Source organism: Nocardia sp. NPDC023733, assembly GCF_040639775.1.
GTDB classification, from domain to species: Bacteria; Actinomycetota; Actinomycetes; order Mycobacteriales; family Mycobacteriaceae; genus Nocardia; species Nocardia rosealba.
In genome coordinates this window covers 1,488,461-1,513,839 of record NZ_JBFAAN010000001.1, presented here as the reverse complement: position 1 = coordinate 1,513,839, position 25,379 = coordinate 1,488,461, and the positions used below count along the sequence as shown (strand labels likewise).

The window sequence follows — 25,379 nt, the reverse complement described above, 5'->3', positions numbered from 1 at the left end:
CGGGCACTGCGGCATTCGGCACTGTCGCCGACGAAGTGGGGGCACGGGTTGACTTCTGACTCCTTGGACACCTGGCTCGGCGCCACCTGGAGCGCGGTCCCCGCACCGCTGCGCCTCGCGGTGGTGGAACACATCTTCGGCGCCGATCTGGTCACCATGTCGACCTATGCGGCGGCCAAGGCGCGGTATGTCGTCGAGCGGGTCGACCCCGACATGCGTTCGGACTTCGAGGACGTCGCCCAGGACACCATGGTCGCGTTGACGGCAACCTTGCCCACCGAGCGTATCCGGCACTGGAAGACCCATGTCCTGCAGCAACTCCAGTGGCAGGTGCTGCAGAACAGAAGGCGCCGCACAGCGGAGAAACGTCATCCGGGACGCCGGGTCGACTACGAATCCACCGCGCTCGTCGTCGAAGACCACACACTCGTCGGCGGTGAGGACCGGCTGGCCGACCGCGCCGTCCTGCGGGACGCGCTCGACGCGATCCCGCACTCCGAGACCGCCGCCGTGCTGCGCGCGACCTTCGTACTCGCACCCGACGGCACCTACACCGACGTGCAGACGACCAAAGAGGTAGCCGAGGACCTGAACTTCAGCCAGGAGAAGGTCAAACGGCTGCGCGCGGCGGGAACGAAGATGCTGCGCGAAGCCCTGCGCGCCCAGCTCGACGCCCGCGACCAGGACTCCGAGGAGGCATCGTGACGACGCGCGATCATCGACCCGCACGGCTGGACCTGCCCGTCGACATCGACGTGCTGCTAGCGCTCGCCGACGACTCCGAACCCGATGCCGAGGCAGCCACCGCAGGCGCCCGCATCGCGGACCGTCTCTTGGCGGCAGACAACGCGACACCGGAACCACCTTCCCTGGCCGCCCGACGCGCCGTGATGCGGGTGCCCGGGTGGACGGTGCGGCCGCTGGCCGCCTCCTCCCGGGACGGAGCACCATCGAGCCGGGTCGTCCAGAAACAGATCGACCAGGAGCTCGGCATCGAATTCACCCGTACCCCCGCCGGTACCGAGCAGACACGGATCTCGGTGCAATCGTTCGGTCCCGACACCGCGGCAGGAGATGTGGTTCGCGTGGCGGTGCATGCGGGCGAGGAACGAACCGAAGTCCTCGTCGTCCTGTATACGGATGCCGACGGGTCGCTCACCGGTCAGATCGTCACCCGCGCACTGACTTTGGCCGAGCACCTGGAGATCTCCATCGTGCCGGGCGCGGCGCTGGGCCACACGCATACGGCGGCAATCACCGACGCCGTGCGGTGTTCGTTGACGGCCGGACGCAACGCGTGGCGGCGGGTCGCCAAGGGTCTGCCGGTCGGCGACCCGGTTCGGTCGGCGATCGTCGCCGGATTGAGCTGAGTGCGAGGAACGGCCCCGGCGCGGCGGACAGGTCGTGGGTGAGGAGACCCCCCAGCGATCTCCTCACCCACGACACGAGACGCGTCGCGGGCAGTGCCGACGACTGGTCTCGTCATCAGTGATGCGATACGGCCCCCGATCGGTTCGCTGCCGGGTGGAGTTCGGCAGAACGCCTATTCGCAGTCTTCGCATGGCGTGGTGTCGCGGGCGGTCCATCGTCGGAGTTGCGACGAACCGATCGCGCCGTAGTCCGCATCGATAGCGGTGGCAGGGGGAAGAATCCGGGGGGTACGTGATGACGAACGACGCTGATCGACGGCTGGAAATGGCTGCGGCGGCGGTCTTCACACTGGGTTCCTATGCCCGCGCACGGCTCGATTCGCTCGCCGGATCCGCGACTACGCGGGCATATATCCTGCGGCGAGAGACGGAGGCCACGCACACACGGCGGGTCGCGGTGGCCCATGCGATCGCCGACGCGCGAGTGCGTGACTGTTGTGCCCGCGCGCGGGCGGCGGTGGAGAAGCGGGCAGGTGGGTCCGATGCGGGCTCACCAGTTGCGGACTGTTCGGTTCGGATCGGCGAGTTGTCGTTCGGCCCGGATAGTGTTGTCCCGTTGGTGGTTCCGCTGCTCGGCCAGGGGAGCCTGGTGGTTTCGGGCGGTGCGCCCGGGGTGGTCGGCGAGCTCTTCGCCGCGATCGTGGATCGTATGCGAGCCGTCGTGCGGTCGCTCGCTGTGCACTGCTTCGATCCAGCGGGGCGAGGGCATCTTCAGCGGGAAGCGCAGCGGGCGCCGGAACAATTCGCTGACCTGGTCCACGGGCTGACCCGTACGCGGGCCACATCCGCTCGACTGCTCGTCGTGCTCGACTATCCGCGTGGCATGGATGACGACACCGCCACGGCACTCACCGAGCTGATGGGGACCGGACACGAGCACGGGGTGAGTATCCTCCTCCACCACGATCCGGAACACCGCGATTCGTGCGCGGGACTCGACTTCTCACGACCCCTGCGCGGGTACGGAAACGACTTCGTCTGGCAGGCGTGCCCACCCGGGCGAGTCGATCTCGATCCGTCGAATGTCTCGGTGGCAGTGCCGGATTCACGCCGTAACTACCTCGACTACCTTTCGGAGCTGGCCGAGATCGTGACGATCGCGCGCACTCGCGACGACGAGATCACCGCAGCCGACCACCAGCTCCAAACCGGCACGGCCGCGCTCGCCCGTCACCTGCTCGAACTGGACGACCGTGAACGGCACCACCGTGCGGTCATCGACGCACATGAACGTACGGCATGCCGACTCCTGCTCTCCGTGCGACGCGGCGACCTGATCCACGAACCGGAACCGACACCTCCGACGACTGTCCTGTCGACCGAGGAACTGCTCAGGGCCCTCGAAGTGGCAGTGCACGAACTGCGCCGCCAGGTCGAGGCCCAGCCGGCACCCGACAGGACCGCTCCGGCATAGCGGCTTGCGCCCGAGGAGCACGCCACCGGTCTAGTGGTGCGTCCTCGCGGCAGACTCGGCACCGGCGCTCATCGCGGCCAAGTCCTCGGCCACGGCATCCCACAGCGCGCCGTACTCGGGCACGAGGGTGCGGACGTGCGTCAGGGTCGGATAGTCGTTCGGGTCGAATGCCAGGTGTCCCGGACGACCGCCCGGCATGGCGGTGTCGGGCCAGCGACGGGCCGGTGCGTTCGACGCGGAGTCGTCGACGAACAGGATCTGCGCCTGCCCCTGTGCGCCGATCTTCCAGACAGCGCGGGTCGACGCGGAAATGGTCACGGGCATGAAGTCCTCCGATGGCCATGGATAGCGACAACGGGATCGTAAGACAGTCAAGGCGTTTCACGGAGTGTCGCGCGACCGTCCGGCGCCCCGCCCGGTCGCGGCCGCGTTCACCGGCGGAACAGCGTCCGACCATTTCTAGAACACGTTATAGTTTCCGGATGCGGCAAGGACAACCCGCCGCACGAAAGGTGGTACAGGTGCTGACCTGGGACGATGAAGCCGATGTCGTCGTTGTCGGATACGGCGGCGCGGGGGTTACGACGGCACTCGCCGCTCGCGAACGCGGCGCGGATGTCCTCGCCATCGATCGGTACCTCGGCGGCGGCGCGACCGAGCTGTCCGGCGGAATCATCTACGCCGGGGCGGGCACCTGGGTGCAGCACGCCGCCGGAATCGACGACGACGCCGACAATATGTTCGCCTACCTGCAGGCCGAGGTCGGCGACGCGGTGAGCGCGCAGACGCTGCGCCGCTTCTGCGAGGAGTCTCCCACGCTCGTCGACTGGCTCACCGAACACGGCGTGCCGTTCGAGGCGTCGGTGTGCCCGTACAAGACCTCCTACCCCACCGACGACTACTACCTCTACTACTCCGGCAGCGAAAACGCCGGTGGTTACCGGGAACTCGCGAAACCACGTCAGCGCGGACACCGCGCCCACGGACCCGGCGTCTCGGGCAAGGCGGTGTTCCGCCCACTGGCACGGTCGGCCGCCGCACGCGGCGTCCGGGTCCGAACCGGAACCACAGCGACCCGGCTCGTGGTCGAGGACGGCCGGGTGACCGGCATCGAAGCGGTCACCCTCGACGGCGCACCCGCCGCTGTGCGACGCCGTTTCGCCGCACTGGCACGGATCTCGTCGAAACCCGGCGTGTACCACCCAGGCCTGCGCCGGGCCGTGCAAGCGCTGATCGAACGTATCGAGCGCAAACACGGTGTGCCGGTGCGCATCCGGGCCCGCTCCGGTGTCGTACTCACCACCGGCGGGTTCATCGCCAACGCGGCGATGGTCGCCCGGCATAGTCCCCACTACCCGTGGGCGCAGGGTCTACCGTTGGGGTCGGCCGGGGACGACGGCAGCGGCATCACGATGGCCGAGGAGATCGGCGCGGCCACCGGCAAGATGGACGCGATGTCGGCATGGCGTTTCATCGGGCCGCCCAGCGCCTTCTACGGCGCGATCGCGGTGAACACCGAAGGCAGTCGCATGGTCGACGAATCACGCTACGGCGCGGCACTGGGCGCCGCTATCGCCACCGCCCCCGACAACCGTGCCTGGCTGCTCGTCGACGCCGAGCTCGCCGCCGAAGCACGCACCCAGATCGCCGGCCAGTCGGTGTGGTTCCAGCGCATGCAGACCGAACGGCTCCTCCGATTCGGCCGCACCACCGGCCGCACCATCGAAGAAGCCGCGACACGAGCAGGCGTCGACCCCGCAGGCCTGCGCGCCACCGTCGACGCCCACAACCAGGCCATCGAGCAGGGCGCCCCCGACCCCCTCGGCAAACCCGACGACATCCGCCGCCCGATCCACACCGGCCCCTACGCCCTACTCGACATCTCCTTCGCCGCCCGCCTCACCTACCCGATGCCGATGCTCACCCTCGGCGGCCTCCTCGTCGACGAACAAACCGGCGCCGTCCGCACCGAAACCGGCGACACCATCCCCGGCCTCTACGCCGCCGGCCGCGCAGCAGTCGGCATCTGTTCCAACGGCTACGTCAGCGGGTTGTCCCTGGCGGACTGCGTCTTCGCCGGTCGCCGTGCGGGAACTCACAGCGTCCAGCACGTCGCCCAGAACTGAACTACTCGCGTATCACCGAGCGCTGAGCGTCGTGATCGGTCTCCCTGGATCGCCTCCGAATCAGGGAGACCTGACGCACCCTGAGATTCAGCGCCTGACGGCACCCGTCCAACTCATCCGAACGTCCAGCAAAACCGCAGGTCAGATAGGCGATTTGGTTTACGACAATCAGTCGGATAATCTTTTGGCACACCAGCAAGTCCGGGTGGCGGAATGGCAGACGCGCTAGCTTGAGGTGCTAGTGCCCGTATTAGGGCGTGGGGGTTCAAGTCCCCCTCCGGACACCAGTGCTAAACACAATTATGTGTTTGCATATATCTTCTCGATGCTCCAGGTGCAGACCTCGCACCTGGAGCATCGGCATTTGTAGGCCCGTGCAGCGGCTACCCTGTGAGTAGGTGAACATCTCCGCGTGATTCGACGCGCTGGCGGGTCTCGGTCTCGTCCAATGGTCGGTCCAGGTCAGATTTCGTCTCAACCTATGGGTGGCCGCACCACCGGCAGTCCGGCCGGTGTGTTGGTCGAGCGATCGTCGAACGCCCACCTCGTGGTGCTCGGCGCCGCCACTCGCGCGCACACGATCCGGCACCTCGGAACGACCCTGCTCGCGGTGACCTCTCACGCACGCGGCGCTGTGGCGGTGGTGCGCGGAACCGAACTCGTCGCCGTCCACGCCTGGAGCGATCTGTCCAAAGGCGAGTACGGCGGCACCGACTACCTCGACTGCCGATCGAAGGTTTCGAAGCGGCCGAGCAGGCCCTGCTGGCCGAGCCTCTGGCAGGTTGGTCCGCGAAATATCCCGGCGTCGTGGTCCGTCGCGAAGTTGATGTGTCCGGGCCACGCGAACGGCTGGCCGAGTGGTCGAAGACGGCGCAACTACTCGTGGTCGGCAGTCGAGGGCGCCGCGGTTTCCGCGGCTTGCTCCGGGGCTCCACCAGCAACTGGTTGGTTCAGCACGCCGACTGCTCGGTGATGGTCGTGCATCCGGAATGAATCCAGCACACTGTGAAGTGTTCCTGCGGGAAGACGACTATCGGCCGACGTTCACGACAGAAAGGCTGAGAAATGGAAAACGACAACCCGAAAGTCGAAGAACTCGCTGTCAACGAATGCTGGGCCTTGCTCCGCACCAAGGAAATAGGCCGCCTCGCCGTGTCGGTGGACGACGACCCGGATATATTCCCTCTCAACTACGTGGTCGACCATGGAACCATCGTGTTCAGATCCGCGCCCGGTACGAAGATGTCCGCCGCGTTGTCGAATCCGCGCGTCGCATTGGAGGTCGACGGCTACCTGGCCGAGTCCCACGAAGCCTGGAGCGTAGTAATCAAGGGCCGCGCCGAAGGGATTCGTGAAATCGGTGACCTGATGGACACCGTGGATCTCCCCCTGTTCCCGTGGCAGGGTGGCGCGAAGAACTTCTTCATCCGGCTCGTACCGACCTCAGTGACCGGTCGCAGATTTGCCGTTGCCGAACCCGCAGCTTGGCGGACTCCCCTTTCCGACGCACGACGATCTCCGATGGAGTAGAACGCTCGTTGGCACCACCGGCACCACGCCAACCAACCGTTCCCCGCACCGCTACTAGCGAAACTCCCCTCGGCGGATGACAACTCCGAATCGGGGTCGATCAACAGCAGCACAGCGACCTCCCCGATCGACCGGCCTCGCGGGTTCATCGGGCCGGTCTCGCGCACCGATCTCTACCCCTGTGCCAGTGCCACCCGCCGCATGGATGGACGGTGCTGCAGTCCGACCCGGAAGTTATCGGTAGTCGTCGGTCGCATCCGAGGCCGACCATGACAGCTTCCTAGTGTTCGTCGTCGCACCGAGGCGCGCGGACCGTGGGGTGTGTCGCGGAGTTGTCAGGCGAGCGCGCGGTCGGCGCACGGCAAGGCGGGGCGATAGCGCGCGGTGGCGACGACGAGGTCGGCGACGAGCAGCCCTTCCTGGTCGGGATCCATCGGGATCGCGAGGTCGTGACCGTCGGGGCCGAGAATCCGGGCGACACCGCTACCCCCGTGCAGCACGTCAGCGCGGCCCTCCGCCGCTGCCTGCCATCCGCGCACCGGGACTACCGCAGTCGGGGCCAGCAGGTAGCTGCGAGCCGCCCGCGCGTACAGGCGGCTGGCAGCGGTGCTCAGGTCCGCCGCGTCGATCCGAGTGTCACCGCGGCAGAACGTGAATCCGGGCCAGGACGCCAGATGGATGTGCTCGCCCGCCCGCTGCATCGCCCCGCACGCGCCGGACAGGAAATGGTCGGTGCCACCGAGCGCCCCGATCGTGCCGAGTGCGGTTTCACGCAGCAGCGCGGGCCCGTCCGCCGTGCCGAACACGCTGCGTTCCAGGGCGGTGGGCAGCATCTTCCGGGAGACGGTGATGTCGCCCTGATCGTCGATCAGCGCCTGGGACATGAACACGCGGTTCCCGGCTCGCTCGGAGAAGCCGAGGCCGACGTGGATGCCTCGGCGGCGTGCGGCGTAGCGGATCGCGCGCAGCTCGGGGCCGTCGACGGTCATCGAATTGGCGTGGTACCTGGCGAGGATGTCGCCGTCCCACTCGACCGCGCGCAACCACATCCACCATGGGAAACCGGGTATGAATGTCTCGGGGAAGGCGACCAACCGGGCGCCCTGCTCCGACGCGGCCTCGACCAACGTGATGACCTGGTCGACGCCGGCGGCCACATCCAGCCACCGAGGCTCGGCCTGCACAGCCGCCACTCGCACCCTGCTCGTCATCGTCTCTCCTCGATCCAGCTGTGACACCTTCACAAGAAGGGACACGCGATACCGCCGGTCCTCACGCACCGACAGCTGAGATCACAATCACCCGAGTTGCCGCCTCCGATAGATCGCGCAGCACACGCAAGTGCTGGGATCTGGAACGCCTACGCACGTCGCGGCACCACGACCCTGCTCGCCGCGTTCAACACCGCCGACGGCACCGCGATCGGCGAGCTGCACCGCCGCCACCGCACAACCGAGTTCCGCAAGTCCTGATCGCGGCGCTTTCGAGGACGTCGAGAATGGACGCGGGCGCGCGCCACTCGATCGACGGATCGGCATGTACTCCCGCACGGACCGCAGCTGCGAAAGATTCCATCCGAACCAGAGTGCTACTACCTGGGTGCGTGGCCGACACCCATCGTCGGCGTCCGCGACGATGCCGATGCGCGGATCATCCCCGCTCGCGCGGGGAGGACACTACTTGACCAGGGCGTTTGCAGACCAACCACCCAAATTTCATTCACTTTCGACCGCACCGAGGCCGAAATCACCAACACGGCAGACCAGTATCCGGTTCCACATACACACCACCTCATCACGCGCCCTCAGCAGTCACCGTCACACCGCAAGTCACAGCACCCTAGCCGTCCGTCGAGCAGCCTGCCGGTGCATCGTCACGACACCGGCCGAGCACGGGCGCAGTTGACGACTTCGCGAAAGCCCAGCAAAGCCGCGTCCGCGGTACTCGACCCAACACACATCAATCACACAGAAATGACCGGAAACAGCGGGAAGCGACAGGAAGCAACCAGACTGCAGCGTGCGCCACAGTTCTGTTCTACCAGTAGTTTTGGGTACTTTCGGGTGGCTTCGGGACGACTTGAACCGGCGACAAGTGGTCGCAGGTTCAAATCTCCGCCAACCGCCCTTCCTCGAGCGGGCGGTTGGCGGAGTAGATCAGACCGCTGGATCAGAAGAGCTTCATGACGATCCCGCCATCAGTCCAGCACCAACGACGTCCGCCGAATCAGGCGGTGTGCATAGTGGTCGAATACCCCTCCGGACACAACGCTTTTTATTGATTTACCCCTTTGACCTGCATATATAGATGTAGGTCACAACTGTCTTCGAGCCGTGCGAGTCGCGAAACCGCAGGCAGGAGCCCGTGGGGGTTCATTACGGTTCTATCTGAGAGAGTCCCGAGAAGGCTGACAGCATCAGCGGATCATTGAGCCCGATGCTGCAAAGGCATCAATCGATCGAGATCACAAACTCGCCGAATAGGTCGCCACTTTTGAAGCTGGTCTCCATGCAGAAATCGGACCAGCCTGTGAAGTCTCCGTCGACGCACGCAATGCGACGGACGACCTGCTCGCTCAATGGCCGATGACCTGTCGGGTCAGTCCATGGCGACAGCGCATCGGCCATGGAGGCCGGTCAGCTCTTCCGAATAGGCCCACAGCTGTGCGGCCAACTCGAGATCTACCGCCTGCTTTCGGAACGAACGCCAGGGGACATGTCGTTCGAAGTAGGCACCGTTGATCCAGCCCGCTTCCGCTGTCAAGTACACCAGTGGATCGGCACCGCGCTCTGGGCTGAGGAGCAGTTTCCGTACCGGACGCGACCGGACGATCGCGCCCATCTTGTACGGCCCGTTGTCCCAGGCACCGGTGAGCACGGGGCCCGGATTGACTGCTGCGGTTGTCAGACCGGTGCCCGCGGTGCGGCGCGCCAATTCTCGTGTGAACAGAATATTCGCCATCTTGGTGTCGGCGTAGGCGGTGATCTGGTTGAACGGCCCGGTGACCGCGTTCACGCGATCCAGCCGCAATCGGGCGAAGCGGTGGTCCGAACTCGAGGTGTTCACGACCCGCGCCCGCGACATCACCAACCGTTCACGCAGCAGGTTCGTGAGGAGAAACCCGGCGAGGTGGTTGACCTGGAAGGTCGACTCGTTGCCGTCGACAGTAGCCGTGCGTCCAGGCCAGGATCCACCCGCGTTGTTGAGGAGCGCGTCGATCCTGTCGTAACGATCGAGCAATCGCGTGGCGAGCATGCGGACATCGTCCAAGCAGGTGAAGTCGGCCGTGAACGCCGTGCCTCCGATGCGCGCCGCCACCGCGGCAGTCCGCTCCGGCGAGCGACCGACAACTGCGACATCGGCGCCGCGCGCGGCCAGTTTCGCGGCGGCCGCGGAGCCGATACCCGCGCTCGCCCCTGTCACCACGATGGTTTTCCCTGTCAGATCTGATCCCTGCATGTTCCCCTCCAGATGTGCGCAACAAACCCCGTTGCTACACAATATATTTCATTTCTCATTCGCGCATATTGGGCGCGGCCCAGGGGCCGGGCAGCGAAAGGGCTGGACCGATGTGAGGCGTCCCACAGGTAAGGCTCCACTTACTTCTGACACACTTCTGTTGTGCTCTTCTTCGATGGACCAAGCGGGCTGGTGCACTACCGACGCTGGCGGACAGCGCGACCACGGACGACCGTGGTGCTTCTCCACGGCCTCGGGCAGCAGAGCGCGGACTACCACCGGTTCGCCAGGTTCCTGAACCGGCACCACATCGATGTCTGGGGCATCGACCACATGGGTCATGGATTGAGCGAGGGCGAATTCGACGGGGTCCCCCCGGTCGACGAATTGGCTACTGCGGCAGTGCAGTTGATGGCTCGTGCCCGATCGGCAGACCCTTACGGCTCGCTGGCACTGGTCGGACACTCCCTGGGTGCGGGAACGGCGCTCATCGCCATGCAGTCCGGCTCCGTCGAGGTGCAGGATGTTTCGCGGGTAGTCCTCACCGGAACCCCGGAACAGGCTCATACCCTCGCCATTCCAGCACCGAATGTCCCCACACTCGTCCTGCATGGGCGCGAGGATCGGCGGGCCAAGATCGACCCGATCAGGACATGGTGCGCAGATCGGCCGACGGTCATCCTGCGGGAGGTATCCGATGCGGGGCACGATCTGCTCCACGAGCCGGTGCAGCGAGCCGTCTCCGAAACAATCGTCGACTTCCTCGCCGGGGAGACGGAACCGTTCATGTCGACGCAGCAGATCCCCGGAGGGTCGCGCCAGGTGTCACGACGGCTCGAACATCGGCGACGGAGCACCTGCCGTCCGGGATGCCATGTCGGCGGCCGATAGGTGACGCCCACCTCGAACTTCGCGGTTCGCCTCGACCGGGAAGCCGGTCGAGACGAACCTTCCCCGAGAACCCACACGGCGCCGCCACGTCGAGGGGCAGCCCGACCCTAACCGATTCGGTAGGTCGCCCGTTCGAGCCGCGCCGACCAGGTCATCGCCCGTCGTGTCGGCCGATTTCACCTGATCCTTGCGCCATCTCACTTAGGTCGACATATACTATTAAATATATTTTAGTTCAGACGGGTTGTTCCGCGATCCGTCGACCTGCGTCCATGCCATGCATGGAGGGAAGTGAGAGACCATGTTGCGTTTCGACGGGAAGGTCGCCATCGTCACGGGCGGCGGCCGGGGGCTCGGCCGTTCGCACGCGCTGCTGCTGGCCTCACGGGGAGCATCGGTCGTAGTCAACGACTTCGGATCTTCTGCCGCCGGGCAAGGATCCGATACCTCTCCGGCCGACGACGTGGTCTCCGAGATCATCGCGGCGGGTGGAAATGCGGTGGCGAACCACGACAGTGTGACCACCGGAGCCGAGTCGATCGTGCAGACCGCGATCGAGGCATTCGGGCGTCTCGATATCCTCGTGAACAATGCCGGCATCAACCACATGACGCCTTTCGGACCGGAGGCGATCGAAGGGATCCGGCAGCACATCGAGGTCAACTTCCTCGGGACCGCGGCCGTGACGGCCGCCGCCTGGCCGCATCTCATCGCGTCGGGCGCGGGGCGAGTGGTCAACACCGCTTCGCCGACACTGGTCGGCTTCGAACAGCAGAGCGCCTACGTGGCCTCGAAGGGTGCGGTCTTCTCGTTCACCCGCACTCTCGCCATGGAGGCGCTCGCGGTCGGCATCCGCGTGAACGCGGTCGCCCCCACCGCATACACGCGAATGGCGGCGGAGGCGGAGATTCCCGATGAGCTCAAGAGGAAGCTCGAGACGACGATGACCACCGAAATGGTGTCCCCGACGGTCGCCTACCTCGCGCACGCGAACTGTTCCATCACCGGCGAGACTCTGCTGAGCCAGGGTGGGCTGATGCAGCGCTTCGCGCTCACGATGAACGATGGTTATACGAACCCCGAGGCCACGCCGGAGGACATCCAGGCGAACCTCGACGCCATCCTGGATGATGGCAGCAGCAAGCCGGTCGGAATCATCGGCACCGAGAACGAGGGTTCGCTTCTCGACTTGTTCAACTGATCCTCACCAGGCCGGGGTGGGCATCGACCTCACCCCGGCCGGGTCTGTCGGGCACCGCTGACCCAGCTATCGCCAGGAGCACGCTTGACCGACACGATGCGCGCACTCGTTTCCGGAATCGGCCCCGACTGGGTACTACGAGAAGTTCCGCGCCCGCAGCCCGCAGCAGGTCAGATCCTGGTGCGCAATCGGGCCGCCGCCACCAACAACGCCGACCTGCCGATGCTCGCCGCCGCGGACCCGACTCACGGCGGACACGGCAACCAATTCATCGCCGGTTTCGAATACGCCGGTGAGGTAGCCGCGCTCGGCGACGGCGTGGACGGGTGGCAGGTCGGCGATCCGGTGATGGGTTCGATTCCGTCGTCGTTCGCCGAATACGTCGTCGCCGATCAACGCTTCGTCCTGCCCCGCCCCGGCGATCTCGATCCGCCCGTGGCGTGCGCGCTGCCGACCGGTCTGCTCACCGAACACGGCGCACTCACCGCTGCGGGATTCACTGCCGGACAGAGCGTGCTCATCACCGGCGCTTCCACCGGCATAGGACTCATCGGGGCCCAGTTGGCCAAAGCCCTGGGCGCTGCTCAGGTCATCGGCACCACCCGTAGCGCCGCGAAACGCGAGCTACTGCAGGAGGCGGGGGTCGACACGGTCATCGTGACCGACGAGCAAGACCTCACCGAAGCCACGCTCGATGCCACCGACGGGCAGGGCGTCGACGTAGTTCTCGACCACATCGGAGGCCAGACCTTCGCCCGATGCCTTCCCGCGACCAAGATCGACGGTCACGTCGTCAATATCGGCCGCCTCGCCGGCCCGGCCTCCACCATCGACCTCGACGCCCTGTCCTATCGGCATCTCACGGTTCATGGAGTCTCATTCGGCTTCACCCGCGACCAGGAGATGGCCGACGTCATCGCCGCGCTCCTGCCCGAGGTGATCCCGGCCGTCGCTCGCGGGCAGATCCGACCGGTGATCGACAGCACCCTGGGCCTGACACAGGGCAAGGCAGCCGCCGATCGGCTGCGATCCGGCGAAGCAGTCGGAAAGATCGTGCTGGTCATGGGGAACTGATAAGCACGTTCGCCCCGGTTTCGATTTGCCGTCGTGATCATCGGCTCGTGAGCGCAGGCGCGGCATCGAAGTCGACCTGCCGGCCTGCGCTCACTTCCCGACATCCGTGCCTCCGGCAGCCGGCGACACTGACCAGCTATCGCGAATCCGGTAGCCAGGTCACGACATCGGGCCACAGGATGAAGCCGATGGCGACGATCACCATGGCGACCGCGTAGGGCGCGGCACCCCTGAACACTTCGACGGTGTCGCGGCCGGTCGCCCGCGCGACGACGAAGACGTTCAGTCCAAGTGGAGGGGAGATCAGGCCGATCTCGCCCATGAGCACGACGAACACACCGAACCAGATCACGTCGTAGCCGAGCGTTTCTACCAGCGGCAGCACGATGGGCACGGTGAGGGCGATGATCGCGACCTGGTCCATGAAGAAGCCGAGCACGATGTACATGACGAGCAACGCGAGCATGATCGCGATCGCTGGTATCGGCAGACCTTCGATCCAGGTGACCATCGAGCCGGCGACCTTCGTCTGCGCGAACGCGTAGCCGAACACGTGGGCCGCGATGACGATGGCGAAGATCATCGCACTGGACTTGACCGAATCGATCACCGCGTCGACGAGCCCCGTCACCGTCATCCGTCCGTGCACCGCGACAAGCAGTGCCGCGACCAGGCAGCCGATGGCCGCTGATTCGGTCGGTGTGACGATGCCGAAGTAGATCAGCCCCACGACCGCCAGGAAAACGACGAGCATCGGCAACGCGTCGAGCAGTGCCTTGATCTTGGTGAGCCAGGAAGACCGTTCGCCCCGGGGCATCCTCGACGGGTCGCGCAGGGCGGGCAGCAGCATGGCCGCCAGCAGCGCCGCGGCGATGATCAGCCCCGGAACCAGGCCGGCGACGATCATGTCCCCCACACTGGTTTCCGCGGTGACGGCATAGAACACGAGGATGACACTGGGCGGGATCATGCCGCCGAGCGTGCCGACCGAGGCCACGATGCCCGTGGCGGTGGTCGGGCGGTATCCCTCGTCGATCATGCGTTTGCTGGTCGTCTCGGCGAGCGTCGCCGCGGCGGCAGTCGACGAACCGGAGATGGCCGCGAAACCGACTCCCGCTGCGGTGGAAGCGATTCCGGTGCCGCCGGGGATCCGGCCGAACATCGTGCGCCCGGCATTGAACAGCGAGTCCATCATTCCCGACATCAGCATCAGATGTGCCATCAGGATGAACAGCGGAATCGCCGACAGGGACAGCGACTGCACCGATCCCACCGGTACCGCCTCGAGGACACCGAGTCCGGCCCCGACCGACAACTGCAGCGCCAAGCCCGCCAGACCGGCGCCGAGAATCGCGAACGACACCGGCACCCGGACGGCGATCAGCGCGATCAGCAGCACTGCCATGACAAGCGCGATCATCGCGCACCTCCCGCGATGTCGGTACCGGAACGGCTTGTAGCCGCCGGGGTTTCAGTGGTGTCGCCTGGGTCGTAGTCGGTGGCGAGGATTGTCCACGGCGCGATCAGCTCGCGGATGAGATCGATGAGCACCACGATCATGCCGAGGACCATCGAGACAGGCAGAATCGCGCGCATGACCCAACCGGGTATGAGCAGTTCCGACGACCCGCGGATCGGTCCTTCGTCGATGGCGATCGCGAACACCAGGCCTTCGATACCGGCGGTGAGCAGCGCGCCCATACCGATGAGCAGCACCAGGTAGGCCAGGATCAGCAGGACTTTCCGCAGCCGCACCCCCAGCCGGTAGAAGAGGCTGGTCACGGCGACGTGGGCGCCGCTGCGGTAGGCGGTCACCAGCCCGAAGAAGGCGACGATGGTGAGCAGGTACATCTCGATGAACGCGACCGCCCAACCCAATGTGACGGAGAAGAAGGTACGCAGGACCACGTCGACGAGCGTCAACGCGACGATCGCGACGATCGCGATTCCGGCGATGACGCCGCAGACCGCCGAGATGCCGTTCTGGACGCGATCCAGTCCGGGGTGTTGTTCGGTGCGATAACCGAACATGGTGCGCTGGGCGGTGCCGTGCCGGAAGGGGTGAACGATGCTCATTTCGCCGCTCCCCCGACCCTGGCTTCGATCGCGTCGAGAATCTCGCGGGCGTCCAGGCCCGCTGATTCCAGGTCGCGAACCCATTCGGCGCGCACGCTCGCGAGCGCGGCGTCCCACTGTGGGCGCGTCTGTGGGCTGACCTCGTCGAATTGGATTCCGGCCGCCCGCATCGCGTCGACGGCCTTCGCGTCGGCGGCGGCGATCGACGTGCAGGCTCCGGCGCGCGCCACTTCGGCGGCCGCCTGCACCACCCGTCGTTGCGCGTCGTCGAGCTCGGCCCAGGCATCGGCGTTCATGGTGAACCAGATGCTGCTCGAGCCCAGATTCGCCCGCAGCGTTCCGTACCGCAGCACCTCCTGGAAGCTGTAGGAGAGCACGGCGTAGCGCGGCAACAGCGCACCATCGATCGTTCCACGCGAGAGCGCCTCATACATGTCGCCGACCGGCAACGAGACCGGGGCCACCCCAAGGCCTTTCGCGACCCGGTCACCCACGCCACCGGGCGAGCGCACCAGCAGGCCGGCGAGGTCCTCGGGTCGGGTGGCGCGGCGGTCGGCGGTGAAGACCTCGATCCCGGAGACGGCAGCACCCCACAGTGGCACGACACCGCGCTGCTCGATCTCCTTGTCGTAGATGATCCCGCCGGGTTTGACCAAGGGATCGAGCACCTGAACTGTCGTGCACGGGTCATCGGTCAGCCCCGGAAGATCACCCACGCCGGTCAGTGGCAACTCGTCGGCCAGGTAGGCCGGCAGGACGAATCCCATGTCCACCGCGCGGGTTCGGACGAGGGTGAGCATTTCCTGTGTCTTGCCCAGTTGCCCGGCACCGTAGTAGTCCAGGTGCAGGCCGACCTCGGGACCGTGCTCACGCAGATAAGCGAAAAACGGCGCGGAGCCGCCCTTGCTCACGGGATGGCCGCCGGAGAATCCATCTGCCACTACCAGCGTGATGCCGTCGTCGGAGCCATGTTCCGCCGAACCACAGCCGACGGTGGCGACCAGGATCGCGGCCAGCGCTGCCAGCGCCGCTTTCGGACGATGCGTCATGGCTTGCCACCACCCGAGCAAGCTCCGGGCAGCCGTCGAAGTGAGGTGGCCGGCGCTGCCGGATCGCTCTCGGTTGGGGTGGCTCGATGCTTGAAACCCACGCTGGTCTCCGTCTTCATCAGGGGTGGCCTGCACCACAGTTCCGCATAATATATAAAGCACCGTATCAAGAAGTGTGACGCGTCACTGGTGATTCGGCCGAACCGGCGCCGAAGTTCCTGTTCGGGTGAAAATCTCGAAAACCCGATCCGCAATCTCGCTCAGCGAATATATTATGTTTTCTGCTCCGATCCCGAGTGATCCGTCGCAGATCTCGCGCTGTCCGGCGGCAGATCCTGCCCGCCAGCAAGCATCCCGTTACCCGACATCGGTGGCAGTCGCGTCAGCACTCCCAACTCTTCCCGAGGAGCACTATGAAACCCAACCGTCTGGCAGGCGTCTGTGCCGCCACGCTCAGCGCCCTGGTCCTGACCTCGACCGTCGCTGCCGCCGACCCCCTCAGCGTCGACATCGTCCCCGGCGTGAACTACACCGCGTACAAGGACGGAACCGCGGCCGTCATCGAGATCGAGCACGGCGCGCTCATCGTGGACAACGGTCAGTTCCAGATCCGGTCCGACCGCGGCGAGATCCTGGCCGGCGTGCCGCTCGAGTTCAACGTCGACGACATCGCCTTTCCGATCGACGTGGCCATCACCGGCGACACCGCGCGCCTGACCCCGGTGCTCGATCCCGCCCGCGCCCACTACCGACCCGTCGCGCTCCCCCACCAGGAACAGGCACCGTGGAAATCCCCGTATGACCGTGAGCAGGCCGCCTGGTCGCGGATGACCTCGACCATCTCGATGGGTGCGGCGGTCGGTGCCCTGGTCGGGGCGGTCGGCGCGGGCACGATCGGCTGTCTGCTCGGCGGCGTGACTGCCGGTGTCGCCACCGGGCCCCTGGCGTTGCTGTTCGGTGCGGGCCCGCTGGCCGGTTGCCTCATCGGCGCCGCCGCCCTGGCCCCGATCGGTGTGCTGACCGGCGCGATCCTGGTCGGCGCTCCGGTGGCGATCGCGGCCGTCATCCAGTACCAGGACACGGTCAACGCCCCCTTCCCCACCCAGAAATAGACGGCCGGTGGGCGGTTCATCCGGGCCGCCCACCTGGTGCCGAGCAGCGACCCCGAACCTCCGAAGGACATGCACGTGACACAACTCGCGCAAGAGCAATCCTCGCCCGCCACACCCCCACCGGATCCAGGTCCCGGGATAACCGGGTGGGGTCTGACCGGGATGTTGGTGGTGCTCTACCTCCTCAACGCCTCCGACAAGGCGGTGTTCGGGCTCATCGCCCAGCCGCTGCGCGAGGATCTCGGCCTGAGCGCCTCGCAGATCGGGTTCACGGGCAGCCTGTTCTTCCTCGCCTTCACCGTGGGCGGATTCCTTGCCGGACCGATCAACAAGCTCCTGGCCCTGCGGTGGTCGATCGCGTTGATCGCAGTGCTCTGGGGTCTGGTCATGCTGCCGCTGGTGGTGTGGGCGACCTTCGCCGTGCTGCTGCTGAGCCGGATGCTGCTCGGATTCACGGAAGGGCCGACCTCGGCGCTGCTGCACACCGCGGCGTACTCGTGGCACCCGCCGAACAAGCGGGGCTTACCCAGTGGGCTCATTCTCACCGGCAGCATGCTGGCCAAGATGGCCGTCGTTCCCCTGTTGGCGCTGGTTGTCGCGGAGTACGGCTGGCGCGCGGCGATCATCGTGCTCGCCGCGGCGACCGCCCTGTGGTGCGTCCCGTGGCTGCTGACCTGGCGACCGGGTCCGTATCAGGTGGGTGGCAAGCATGCCGCGACCCAGGACGCCACGACCGAACCCGCGGTGCCGTGGCGGCGGCTGCTGACGTCGAAGACCTTCGTCTCGGCGGTCGTCGTCGCGATCACCGCGTACGCGCTGATGTCGGTCGTGTTGACCTGGCTGCCTTCGTATTTCGAACAGGGCCTCGGATATTCGCGACTGGAGTCGGGCACACTGTTCGCCGCGCCGAGTTTCGTCGGGATCGCCACGCTCGTCGGTGGCTCGTGGCTCAGCGACCGCGGCGTGAGCCGTGGCCTGTCGACCCGGCTGGTGCGAGTGGTCGTGCCGTGTGTCGGTGTCATGATCGCCGGCGTGCTGCTGCTGAGCCTGCCCCTGCTCGGGTCGCCGCTGCTGGCGGTGATCGCGGTGTCGGTGGCCTACGGCCTGGTGGTGGCGATCTTCCCGCTGCTCAATGCCGCGGTCATCGCGACGTGCCCGCCGCGTCAGACCGCCGGGGTGATCGGTGCTTTCTTCGCGCTGCAGGCGATCGGCGGCATCATCGGTCCGTGGTCGATGGGGATAGTGGTCGACGCTTCGGCGAGCAAGGTCGACGGTTATACGGCCGCCTTCCAATGCCTCGGTGTGGTGGGCGCGATCGCCGCGGTGGCGGCGTTGTTCCTCGCCGATCCGCTCCGCGATCGGGAACGGCTGCGCGTGACTCGCTGATCCTCGACGAACAGGAGAACGGCCGGGAGACTTCATCGTCTCCCGGCCGTTCTCGCTGGGCGGCTCAGCCCAGGTTCATGTAGACGGCCTTCGGGTAGAGGTAACTCTCCACGTGTTCGCGGCCGCCCTTCCAGCCGTAGCCGCTCATCTTCGTTCCGCCGAAGCCGACCGATGGGTCGAGGATCCCGTAGCAGTTCACCCAGACGGTGCCCGCGTTGATGCCGCGCGAAACCTTGTGCGCAGTGCTGAGATCCCTGGTCCAGACCCCACCGGCCAGCCCGTACGGGGTGGCGTTGGCCAGGCGCAGCGCCTCCTCGGTGTCGTCGAACGGGATCACCGTCGCCACCGGGCCGAAGATCTCCTCCTGCGCGATGGTCATCTCGTTGGTGGCCAAGGCGAACACCGTGGGTTCGACGAAGAAGCCCGATGCGCGGTCGCCGTCGAGCCGCTTACCGCCGCTAACCAATTCGGCCTCACCGGAACCGATGTCGATGTAGTTCAGCACCCGGTCGAGTTGACGCTGCGAGATCAGCGGGCCCAGTTGGCTGTTCGGGTCGAGGCCGTCACCCACCCGGATCGTCTTGGTGAATTCGGCCATGCGCGAGACGAATTCGTCGTGAATCGAACGCTGCACGAAGATGCGGGTGCCGGCCACACAGACCTGGCCGCTGTTCGTGTACACACCCATCGCCGCGCCCGGCACCGCCAGGTCCAGATCGGCGTCGGCGAAGACGATGTCGGGCGACTTGCCACCGAGCTCGAGTTGCAGCCGCTTCATGTTCCCGGCCGAGGCGCGCACGATGGTCTGGGCGGTACCGACCGAACCGGTGAACGCGATGCGGTCCACACCGGGGTGCTCGGCCAACGCCGCGCCCGCGTCCTTGCCATAACCGGTGACCACGTTGACGACACCGTCGGGAACGCCTGCTTCGGTGAGCAATTCGGCGACCCGCAGCACCGACAGTGACGCGTCCTCGGCGGGCTTGAGCACGGCCGTGCAGCCGGTCGCCAGGGCCGGGCCGAAGATCCACCACAGGCCGATGAGCGGGCCGTTCCACGGGATGATCCCGCCGACGACCCCGACCGGTTCGCGGTAGCGCAGGGTCAGGAAGTCACCGGGCAGCGAGTTCGGCGGAGTGCTTGCCGTGCCCGCGTCGACCTGCGAGGCGAAGAACTGCAGTACCTGCGAGGTCCACTCGCGCAGGCCGCGCGTGCGGGTCAGCGGGGCGCCCATGTCCAGGGTCTCGATGGTGGCGAGTTCTTCGAAGTGCTCGAGGACCAGGTCGTGGACGCGCAGGATCAGCGAGCGGCGCTGGTGCGGGGTCCAGCGGCTCCATTCGCCCTCGAAGGCGGTGCGGGCGGCCGCGACGGCGGAGTCCACATCGGCGGCGCCGCTCGCGGCGATGGTGCCCATGGTGGCGCCGGTGGCGGGGTTGACGACGTCGAGGGTCTCGCCCGAGGCGGCGGGCACCCAGCGTCCGCCGATCAGGTTGTGCTTGGCCGTGCCGACGAACGCGGGCACCGGATGGGTGGTGGTCATAGATCTCTCCGAATCAACGAAAGGGCTTGGGGGTCAGTCGAAAAGGAAGACGCCCTTGCCCGCGTCCTGCTTGTCGAACCATCGGTAGGCCTCTTCTGCCTGCTCGAGGGTCCAGGTGTGCGAATACAGGTCGTCGACCGGAAGGTTGTGCGCGACGACGTAATCGGCGCAGCGTGCCTGTTCGATTGTCGACATGGTCCAGGACGTCATCAGCGTCCACTGGTTCTTGTAGACGGACTGGGTCGTGAACTCGACGTGTCCGGGCAAGCCGATGAACACGGCCCGGCCGAAGGTGCCGAGCACGGAGAGGGCGTCCTCACCGGCCCGGCCCGAGGTCTCCAGCACGACGTCGGCCTTGCGGCCGCCGGTGTGTTCGGCGACGACCTCGGCCACGGACTGCTCGCGAGAGTTGACGACGATGTCGGCACCGAACCGCTCGCTCTCGGCGAGGCGGCGGTCGTCGACGTCGACGGCGATCACCCGCGCCCCCATCGACGCCGCGAACATCGTCGCCGAAAGGCCCACAGGCCCTTGCCCGAAGACCACCGTCGTCGTGTCCGCAACGCCACCGGCACGCTTGATCGCACCCCACGCCGTACCCGTGCCGCACCCGATGGCCGCGCCAGCCTTGAACGACAGTCCTTCCGGCATCGGCAGCAGCGCCGCCGTCGGCACCAGGGCGAAGGAGGTGTGGCCGCCGTTGACGTGCACCGCCATGGTCTTGCCCGGCGCGGTCTCACACATCTGCGGCCAGCCCGCACGACAACGGCGACAGGTGTTGCAACCGAAGTAGTGGTGGATCATCACGCGGTCACCGACTGCGAAACGGGCCGGGTCGACACCGTCGCCGACCGCGTACACCTCACCGCACGGTTCGTGACCCTGGATCACTGCGTGGTCGAAATCGAAAGCACCGTGGTAGAAGTGCAGGTCGGAGCCGCACATTCCCGAGGCGCGGATCTTCACCACGACTTCGCCGTAGCCCGGTTCGGGCTCGGGGAAGTCCTTCAGCACCGTGGTGCCGTCTCCCGGGAACAAGATCCCCTTCATCAGTTTTCTCCTGTCTCGTGCGAGCAAATCAGGCGCAGCGGCGGGCGCGCAGCCGCGCGGTCGCCTCGTGATCGATGCGCAGTCCCTCGGGGTCGAGATGTGGGTCGCCCTCGACGACGACCCCGTAGTCGCGCGCGGCACCCGCGACGCTCACGTACTCGTTGCGGACGTCGGCGAGCACCCGTTCGGGATCACGGTGCAGCGGGTCGCCCCATCCACCACCACCGTTGGTGAGGCAACGCAGGATCGTGTTCGGTCCCGTCGACCACACCTGTTCGGCGGCGAAGTAGTGGTAGCGGCCGTCCACCGGGTCCAGCGCCTTGGTTTCCGGATCGAGGACTCCGGCGACCGGCACGCTCTCGGCGTAGACCTGTGTGTCAGTGCCGAGCAGGCCGGGGGCCGCGCCGTCCGCACCCGGCGGGAACAGCCACATCGCTCCGGTGGGCCCGGCCTGTCCACCGTTGGCGCCGACGCCGGAGGGCTGTTTCGTGCGAAACGGTGACAGGTAGTGCGCGCCGGCGGTGAGCCACAGCGCGTCCTTGAGATTGGCCGCGCCGCCGCGGAAGGTGCCGGCGCCGCCGGTGTCGATGGCGTGTTCTTTGCGCAGCAGCACCACCGGCGACTCGCGTTCGATCGTCTCGGTCGCGGGGTCGAGGTTGTTGAGTGTGAACAGGACGGTGTAGCTGTCGCCGTCGCCGACATGCGTTGCGCCCCACGGTCCGTGTTCGCCGCCGCACTGGGTGGCCGAGGTCCACGGCGTGCCGTCGGCCCGCAGGCCGGAGGCGTTGTGGGTGTTGGTCGAGCCGTAGTCACCACCGACACCGTGCTTGCCGAGGACGGGGTTGAGCGCGTCGAAGATCGCCGACGCCACAGCGCCGGAGGCTTCCCAGAACATCATGATGCCGCCGTCGGGTGGCAGCGAGGAGACGATGGTGCCCGGGGGCACCGCGAGGTCGACGTTGCGCCAGGTGCCGGAGGTGAACGGCACCTTCGGGTCGAGCAGCATCGTGAGGGCGACGCCCACAGCGGTTTTGGCGTCGAGCACACCGCAGTTGATGCAGGTCCTGGCCTGGGGCGAGGTGCCGGACAGGTCGATCTCCATGTCCTCGCCGCGCTTGCGCACGAGCACCCGCACGGTGTAGTCGACGGTGTCGTCGAGGCCGTCGGCGTCGATCAGTGCCGAGCCCGCGTAGTCTCCGTCGGGTACCAGTGCGATCGCGTCGCGCATGCGCTCGGCCGAGGTGTCGCAGGAATAGTCCAACGTGCCGAGATAGGCTGCGAGACCGTACCTTTCGATGTTCTCCAGGATCAGCCGCTCCCCCAGCTTCAGCTGCTGGAAGATGCTCTTGAAGTCGGGCAGCAGCATGCCGCCCCAGCGAGTGTTGTCGAAGATCAGGCTGAAGGTGGAGCGCACCGGTTCGTCTTGTGCCCACAGCAGCATGGGCGGGATCACGAGGCCGTTCTCGTAGACGTTGCTCTTGGTCGCGGAGAAGCCGCCGGGCACCGTGCCACCCATGTCGAGTTGGTGCGCGCACATGGTGACGTAGGAGACGACCTCTCCGTCGACGAACACCGGGCGGGTGAACGCCACATCGTTCACGTGCCTGCCACCTCGGTACGGGTCGTTGCAGATCAACACGTCACCGGGTCGCAGGTTCTCGGGCCCGTACTCCTCCACGGCGTTGCGGACCGCGTCACCCATGGTGCCGAGGAACACGACCAGGCTGTTGCTGACCACAGCCATCGGATAGCCCTTGTTCGCAGGACCGCTGATGGTGCAGGCGAAGTCGTACCAGTCGCGGATGATCGGCGAGAACGCCTCGCGCATGAAACCCGTGGACATGTGCTCGACCGCGTAGCGCAGCCGGTTGGTGATCACGGTGGCGCTGAACCGGTCGGCACCGTAGCGCTCGCGGAACTGGGCGTCGGACAGGTCGCGCAGCCGGGGGGCGGCGGGGATGGTCGGACTGGACATGTCACTTCCTCCGGATCACGATTTCGCCGTACACACCGACGGTGGCCTGCTGGCCCGCACCGATATGAGTGGTTGACAGTTCTTCCTCGACCACGGCGGGTCCGTCGAGCACATCGCCTGCGCGCAGGCTCGTGCGGTCGTAGACGTGGGCCTGCTGGGCGCCGATACCGTCCGAGTCGAGGTCACCCAGGTACCGCAGCGTGACGGTGCGGCGAGGGGTGAGTGGACCGTCGCCCACGGAACGGGACGGGAGCTCGGCGTATTCGACCTTGGGGGTGTCGAGGATCGCGCGCACCCGGAACGTCACGCCTTCGACGGGCATGATCTCGAAGCGGTTGCCCGAGCGGGCCTCGTAGGTGTCGTGGAAAGCCGACACCATGGTGGCGACGGCGGCCTCATCGATTGTGCCGCTCGGTACGGGCACGAACGGGGTCTCCCAGCTCTGTCCGGCCAGGTGCGCGTCCATGCTGCGCAGGATTCGCACCGAGCCCCCGCCCGTGCGAGCCCGCAGCTGTTCCTCCATCTCGGAGAACAGCTTGTCGATCGCGGGGGCGGCGTCACCCGTCAGCATGAGGTAGGCGCTGCGGTCGACCGTGAAAACCTGGTCGGTGGAAAGCAATCCGACCGCGGAGAACAGGCCGGGGTTCGGCGGCACGATCACCTGCTTGCACTGCACGGTGTCGAGTACCGCGGGCAGCAGCATCGGGCCCGCGGCGCCGAAGGCGACCAGGCTGTAGTCGCGGGGGTCGACACCGTTCTTGATGGCGACGTTGAACACGCCCTCGGCCATGTTGTTGACCGCCATCTCGTAGGCGTAGCGAACCCGGTGCGCCAGATCCAGCTCGGTGTCGAGGGACTCGAAGGCCCGCCGCGACGCGTCGGCGTCGAGCTGCACTTCGCCGCCCGCGAAGTCGTCCGCATCGAGGATCCCGATCAGCAGGCAGGTGTCGGTCGTTGTCGGCTGGGTGCCGCCACGGCCGTAACAGGCCGGTCCAGGCTGTGCCCGCGCACTGTCGGGGCCGACCTGGATCTCGCCCGCGGAACCGATCGACACGATGCTGCCGCCGCCCGCACCAATGCTGGAGATGTCGTTGGCCAGCGCATTGACCACGAGGTCGTGCTCGAGTTCGAAGGTGGTGTTGACGAACGGTTCGCCACCGCTGACCACGCTGATGTCACACGAGGTGCCGCCCACGTCGGCACACAGCAGGTCGTTCTCCTCGATGAGCGCGCCGAAGTGCGCGCACGCGACGGTTCCGGCGGCAGGGCCGGAGAAGACGATGCGGAACGGCTGCTCCATCGCCTGCGCCGAGGGCACAAGGGTCGCCGCGCAGTCGGCGAAGTTGAGCTGGCCGGCGAATCCGAGTTCGCTCAGGCCCTTCTCCAGGCCCGCGGTGTAGTCGGAGTAGATGATCTTCATCAGCGTGTCGATCACGGTGGTGGAGGCGCGGGCGTATTCCTTGGCCAGTGGCGACACCTCGCTCGAAATCGAGCACGGCACGTCGCCGAGCACCTCACGCACCAGTTCACGCAGCCGCAGTTCGTGCACGGGATCGACGTAGGCGTTGATCAGGCAGATCGCGACGCCCGCGACCTCGCAGCGGCGCAGCACCTCGAGTTCGGTCCTTGCCTGGTCCTCGTCGAGGGCGAACAGCACACCGCCGTCGGCGGTGATGCGCTCGTGGATGCCGCGCCGTAGGTAGCGCTGCACCAGTGGCCGCGAGGCGTCGCCGAAACTGCGCCGCCAGTGCGGGTCGAGGATGGCTTCGGCCGGGCGCCAGACCCGGCCCATGTCGAGGATGTCGCGGTGGCCCTCGGTGGTCAGGAAGCCGATCTTGGGCAGCTGGCGGGTGATCACGGCGTTGAGGCCGTGCGTGCTGGCGTGGTTGAACACCGCCGCGTCGGCGACGCCGAGCACCTCCGCGCCGCGCAGGACGGGGCCCGCGACCTCGGCGTAGTCGGTGGAAATCTTGGCGGTGTGGATCCGCCCGTCGCGCCAGGCGACGACGTCGGTGAACGTGCCGCCCACATCGACTGCGATCATGGTGTCTCCTGAAGTGATTCGG

General features: G+C 66.6%; 22 protein-coding genes and 1 tRNA gene. 13 read left to right on the top strand and 10 right to left on the bottom strand.

Features of this window, described 5'->3' with window-relative positions; all coding sequences use genetic code 11:
- Nucleotides 1–48: 48 nt before the first annotated feature.
- From AB0F86_RS06995 to AB0F86_RS06985, 3 genes are all read left to right on the top strand, one after another.
- A complete protein-coding gene (locus AB0F86_RS06995; RefSeq protein ID WP_181696028.1) occupies nt 49–705 on the top strand; it encodes a sigma-70 family RNA polymerase sigma factor in 657 nt (218 codons plus the stop codon).
- The gene (locus tag AB0F86_RS06990) at nt 702–1,370 is read left to right on the top strand and encodes a hypothetical protein (RefSeq protein WP_356982611.1); all 669 of its coding nucleotides are present in this window, start codon (nt 702–704) and stop codon (nt 1,368–1,370) included. The genes AB0F86_RS06995 and AB0F86_RS06990 overlap by 4 nt, the downstream gene beginning before the upstream one ends.
- 616 nt (nt 1,371–1,986) lie before the next feature.
- Nucleotides 1,987–2,844: a hypothetical protein gene (locus AB0F86_RS06985; RefSeq protein ID WP_356982610.1), complete on the top strand. Its 858-nt coding sequence runs from the start codon at nt 1,987–1,989 to the stop codon at nt 2,842–2,844.
- 30 nt (nt 2,845–2,874) lie between these two features.
- Here the strand turns inward: AB0F86_RS06985 and AB0F86_RS06980 are convergent, their stop codons facing one another.
- Nucleotides 2,875–3,168, bottom strand: a complete 294-nt coding sequence (locus AB0F86_RS06980; RefSeq protein ID WP_356982608.1) for a hypothetical protein — start codon at nt 3,166–3,168, stop codon at nt 2,875–2,877.
- Between the two features lie 158 nt (nt 3,169–3,326).
- Between AB0F86_RS06980 and AB0F86_RS06975 the strand changes: the two genes are divergently transcribed.
- From AB0F86_RS06975 to AB0F86_RS06960, 4 genes are all read left to right on the top strand, one after another.
- Nucleotides 3,327–4,970 carry an FAD-binding protein gene (locus tag AB0F86_RS06975; protein WP_356982607.1) on the top strand — a complete coding sequence of 548 codons (1,644 nt, stop codon included), beginning with the start codon at nt 3,327–3,329 and terminating at the stop codon, nt 4,968–4,970.
- Nucleotides 4,971–5,169: 199 nt separating this feature from the next.
- Nucleotides 5,170–5,257 (top strand) — tRNA-Leu (locus AB0F86_RS06970).
- Nucleotides 5,258–5,777: 520 nt separating this feature from the next.
- Nucleotides 5,778–5,963 (top strand): universal stress protein, encoded by a 186-nt coding sequence (locus AB0F86_RS06965; protein ID WP_356982605.1) that lies wholly within the window; start codon nt 5,778–5,780, stop codon nt 5,961–5,963.
- A gap of 72 nt (nt 5,964–6,035) precedes the next feature.
- The gene (locus AB0F86_RS06960) at nt 6,036–6,500 is read left to right on the top strand and encodes a pyridoxamine 5'-phosphate oxidase family protein (protein WP_356982604.1); all 465 of its coding nucleotides are present in this window, start codon (nt 6,036–6,038) and stop codon (nt 6,498–6,500) included.
- A 335-nt stretch (nt 6,501–6,835) separates the two neighbouring features.
- Here AB0F86_RS06960 and AB0F86_RS06955 read toward each other — a convergent pair whose 3' ends face one another.
- Nucleotides 6,836–7,711, bottom strand: a complete 876-nt coding sequence (locus AB0F86_RS06955) for a nitrilase-related carbon-nitrogen hydrolase (RefSeq protein ID WP_356982602.1) — start codon at nt 7,709–7,711, stop codon at nt 6,836–6,838.
- Between the two features lie 96 nt (nt 7,712–7,807).
- Between AB0F86_RS06955 and AB0F86_RS06950 the strand changes: the two genes are divergently transcribed.
- On the top strand, nt 7,808–7,972 hold the full coding sequence (locus AB0F86_RS06950) for a hypothetical protein (protein WP_356982601.1): 165 nt from the start codon (nt 7,808–7,810) through the stop codon (nt 7,970–7,972).
- Between the two features lie 1,126 nt (nt 7,973–9,098).
- Here the strand turns inward: AB0F86_RS06950 and AB0F86_RS06945 are convergent.
- Nucleotides 9,099–9,959 carry an SDR family NAD(P)-dependent oxidoreductase gene (locus AB0F86_RS06945; RefSeq protein ID WP_356982599.1) on the bottom strand — a complete coding sequence of 287 codons (861 nt, stop codon included), beginning with the start codon at nt 9,957–9,959 and terminating at the stop codon, nt 9,099–9,101.
- A gap of 162 nt (nt 9,960–10,121) precedes the next feature.
- Between AB0F86_RS06945 and AB0F86_RS06940 the strand changes: the two genes are divergently transcribed.
- From AB0F86_RS06940 to AB0F86_RS06930, 3 genes are all read left to right on the top strand, one after another.
- Nucleotides 10,122–10,850: an alpha/beta fold hydrolase gene (locus tag AB0F86_RS06940; protein WP_356982597.1), complete on the top strand. Its 729-nt coding sequence runs from the start codon at nt 10,122–10,124 to the stop codon at nt 10,848–10,850.
- Nucleotides 10,851–11,151: 301 nt separating this feature from the next.
- Nucleotides 11,152–12,051: an SDR family NAD(P)-dependent oxidoreductase gene (locus tag AB0F86_RS06935; protein WP_356982595.1), complete on the top strand. Its 900-nt coding sequence runs from the start codon at nt 11,152–11,154 to the stop codon at nt 12,049–12,051.
- Nucleotides 12,052–12,135: 84 nt separating this feature from the next.
- Nucleotides 12,136–13,125 carry a zinc-binding dehydrogenase gene (locus AB0F86_RS06930; protein ID WP_356982594.1) on the top strand — a complete coding sequence of 330 codons (990 nt, stop codon included), beginning with the start codon at nt 12,136–12,138 and terminating at the stop codon, nt 13,123–13,125.
- A gap of 136 nt (nt 13,126–13,261) precedes the next feature.
- Here AB0F86_RS06930 and AB0F86_RS06925 read toward each other — a convergent pair whose 3' ends face one another.
- The 3 genes from AB0F86_RS06925 to dctP are packed head-to-tail and all read right to left on the bottom strand — an operon-like array spanning nt 13,262 to nt 16,250.
- Nucleotides 13,262–14,545 (bottom strand): TRAP transporter large permease, encoded by a 1,284-nt coding sequence (locus AB0F86_RS06925; protein WP_356982592.1) that lies wholly within the window; start codon nt 14,543–14,545, stop codon nt 13,262–13,264.
- Complete coding sequence (locus tag AB0F86_RS06920; protein ID WP_356982590.1) at nt 14,542–15,201, bottom strand: TRAP transporter small permease; 660 nt, start codon at nt 15,199–15,201, stop codon at nt 14,542–14,544. Before AB0F86_RS06920 ends, AB0F86_RS06925 begins: the two co-directional genes overlap by 4 nt.
- The gene (dctP, locus tag AB0F86_RS06915; RefSeq protein ID WP_356982588.1) at nt 15,198–16,250 is read right to left on the bottom strand and encodes a TRAP transporter substrate-binding protein DctP; all 1,053 of its coding nucleotides are present in this window, start codon (nt 16,248–16,250) and stop codon (nt 15,198–15,200) included. Before dctP ends, AB0F86_RS06920 begins: the two co-directional genes overlap by 4 nt.
- A gap of 413 nt (nt 16,251–16,663) precedes the next feature.
- On the opposite strand from dctP, the gene AB0F86_RS06910 reads away from it, so the two are divergent.
- Together AB0F86_RS06910 and AB0F86_RS06905 are read left to right on the top strand one after the other, a co-directional pair.
- Nucleotides 16,664–17,362 carry a hypothetical protein gene (locus tag AB0F86_RS06910; RefSeq protein ID WP_356982586.1) on the top strand — a complete coding sequence of 233 codons (699 nt, stop codon included), beginning with the start codon at nt 16,664–16,666 and terminating at the stop codon, nt 17,360–17,362.
- 75 nt (nt 17,363–17,437) lie between these two features.
- Nucleotides 17,438–18,748 carry an MFS transporter gene (locus AB0F86_RS06905; RefSeq protein ID WP_356982585.1) on the top strand — a complete coding sequence of 437 codons (1,311 nt, stop codon included), beginning with the start codon at nt 17,438–17,440 and terminating at the stop codon, nt 18,746–18,748.
- 64 nt (nt 18,749–18,812) lie between these two features.
- Here the strand turns inward: AB0F86_RS06905 and AB0F86_RS06900 are convergent, their stop codons facing one another.
- From AB0F86_RS06900 to AB0F86_RS06885, 4 genes are read right to left on the bottom strand one after another with little or no spacing between them, the layout of a single operon-like run.
- Nucleotides 18,813–20,288, bottom strand: a complete 1,476-nt coding sequence (locus AB0F86_RS06900) for an aldehyde dehydrogenase family protein (RefSeq protein ID WP_356982583.1) — start codon at nt 20,286–20,288, stop codon at nt 18,813–18,815.
- A 33-nt stretch (nt 20,289–20,321) separates the two neighbouring features.
- Complete coding sequence (locus tag AB0F86_RS06895; RefSeq protein ID WP_356982581.1) at nt 20,322–21,338, bottom strand: alcohol dehydrogenase catalytic domain-containing protein; 1,017 nt, start codon at nt 21,336–21,338, stop codon at nt 20,322–20,324.
- A gap of 28 nt (nt 21,339–21,366) precedes the next feature.
- A complete protein-coding gene (locus AB0F86_RS06890) occupies nt 21,367–23,313 on the bottom strand; it encodes a hydantoinase B/oxoprolinase family protein (protein ID WP_356982580.1) in 1,947 nt (648 codons plus the stop codon).
- A gap of 1 nt (nt 23,314) precedes the next feature.
- Entirely contained in the window at nt 23,315–25,357 is a 2,043-nt protein-coding gene (locus AB0F86_RS06885) for a hydantoinase/oxoprolinase family protein (protein WP_356982579.1), read from the bottom strand.
- Between the last annotated feature and the right edge of the window lie 22 nt (nt 25,358–25,379).

What these genes read in the sequence shown, in the direction of transcription:
- AB0F86_RS06980 (WP_356982608.1), bottom strand. Translation starts at nt 3,168, where the DNA reads ATGCCCGTGACCATTTCCGCGTCGACCCGCGCTGTCTGGAAGATCGGC.
- AB0F86_RS06975 (WP_356982607.1), top strand. Translation starts at nt 3,327, where the DNA reads ATGCGGCAAGGACAACCCGCCGCACGAAAGGTGGTACAGGTGCTGACC.
- AB0F86_RS06955 (WP_356982602.1), bottom strand. Translation starts at nt 7,711, where the DNA reads ATGACGAGCAGGGTGCGAGTGGCGGCTGTGCAGGCCGAGCCTCGGTGG.
- AB0F86_RS06895 (WP_356982581.1), bottom strand. Translation starts at nt 21,338, where the DNA reads ATGAAGGGGATCTTGTTCCCGGGAGACGGCACCACGGTGCTGAAGGAC.
- AB0F86_RS06900 (WP_356982583.1), bottom strand. Translation starts at nt 20,288, where the DNA reads ATGACCACCACCCATCCGGTGCCCGCGTTCGTCGGCACGGCCAAGCAC.
- AB0F86_RS06910 (WP_356982586.1), top strand. Translation starts at nt 16,664, where the DNA reads ATGAAACCCAACCGTCTGGCAGGCGTCTGTGCCGCCACGCTCAGCGCC.
- AB0F86_RS06890 (WP_356982580.1), bottom strand. Translation starts at nt 23,313, where the DNA reads ATGTCCAGTCCGACCATCCCCGCCGCCCCCCGGCTGCGCGACCTGTCC.
- dctP (WP_356982588.1), bottom strand. Translation starts at nt 16,250, where the DNA reads ATGACGCATCGTCCGAAAGCGGCGCTGGCAGCGCTGGCCGCGATCCTG.
- AB0F86_RS06920 (WP_356982590.1), bottom strand. Translation starts at nt 15,201, where the DNA reads ATGAGCATCGTTCACCCCTTCCGGCACGGCACCGCCCAGCGCACCATG.
- AB0F86_RS06945 (WP_356982599.1), bottom strand. Translation starts at nt 9,959, where the DNA reads ATGCAGGGATCAGATCTGACAGGGAAAACCATCGTGGTGACAGGGGCG.
- AB0F86_RS06960 (WP_356982604.1), top strand. Translation starts at nt 6,036, where the DNA reads ATGGAAAACGACAACCCGAAAGTCGAAGAACTCGCTGTCAACGAATGC.
- AB0F86_RS06885 (WP_356982579.1), bottom strand. Translation starts at nt 25,357, where the DNA reads ATGATCGCAGTCGATGTGGGCGGCACGTTCACCGACGTCGTCGCCTGG.
- AB0F86_RS06925 (WP_356982592.1), bottom strand. Translation starts at nt 14,545, where the DNA reads ATGATCGCGCTTGTCATGGCAGTGCTGCTGATCGCGCTGATCGCCGTC.
- AB0F86_RS06935 (WP_356982595.1), top strand. Translation starts at nt 11,152, where the DNA reads ATGTTGCGTTTCGACGGGAAGGTCGCCATCGTCACGGGCGGCGGCCGG.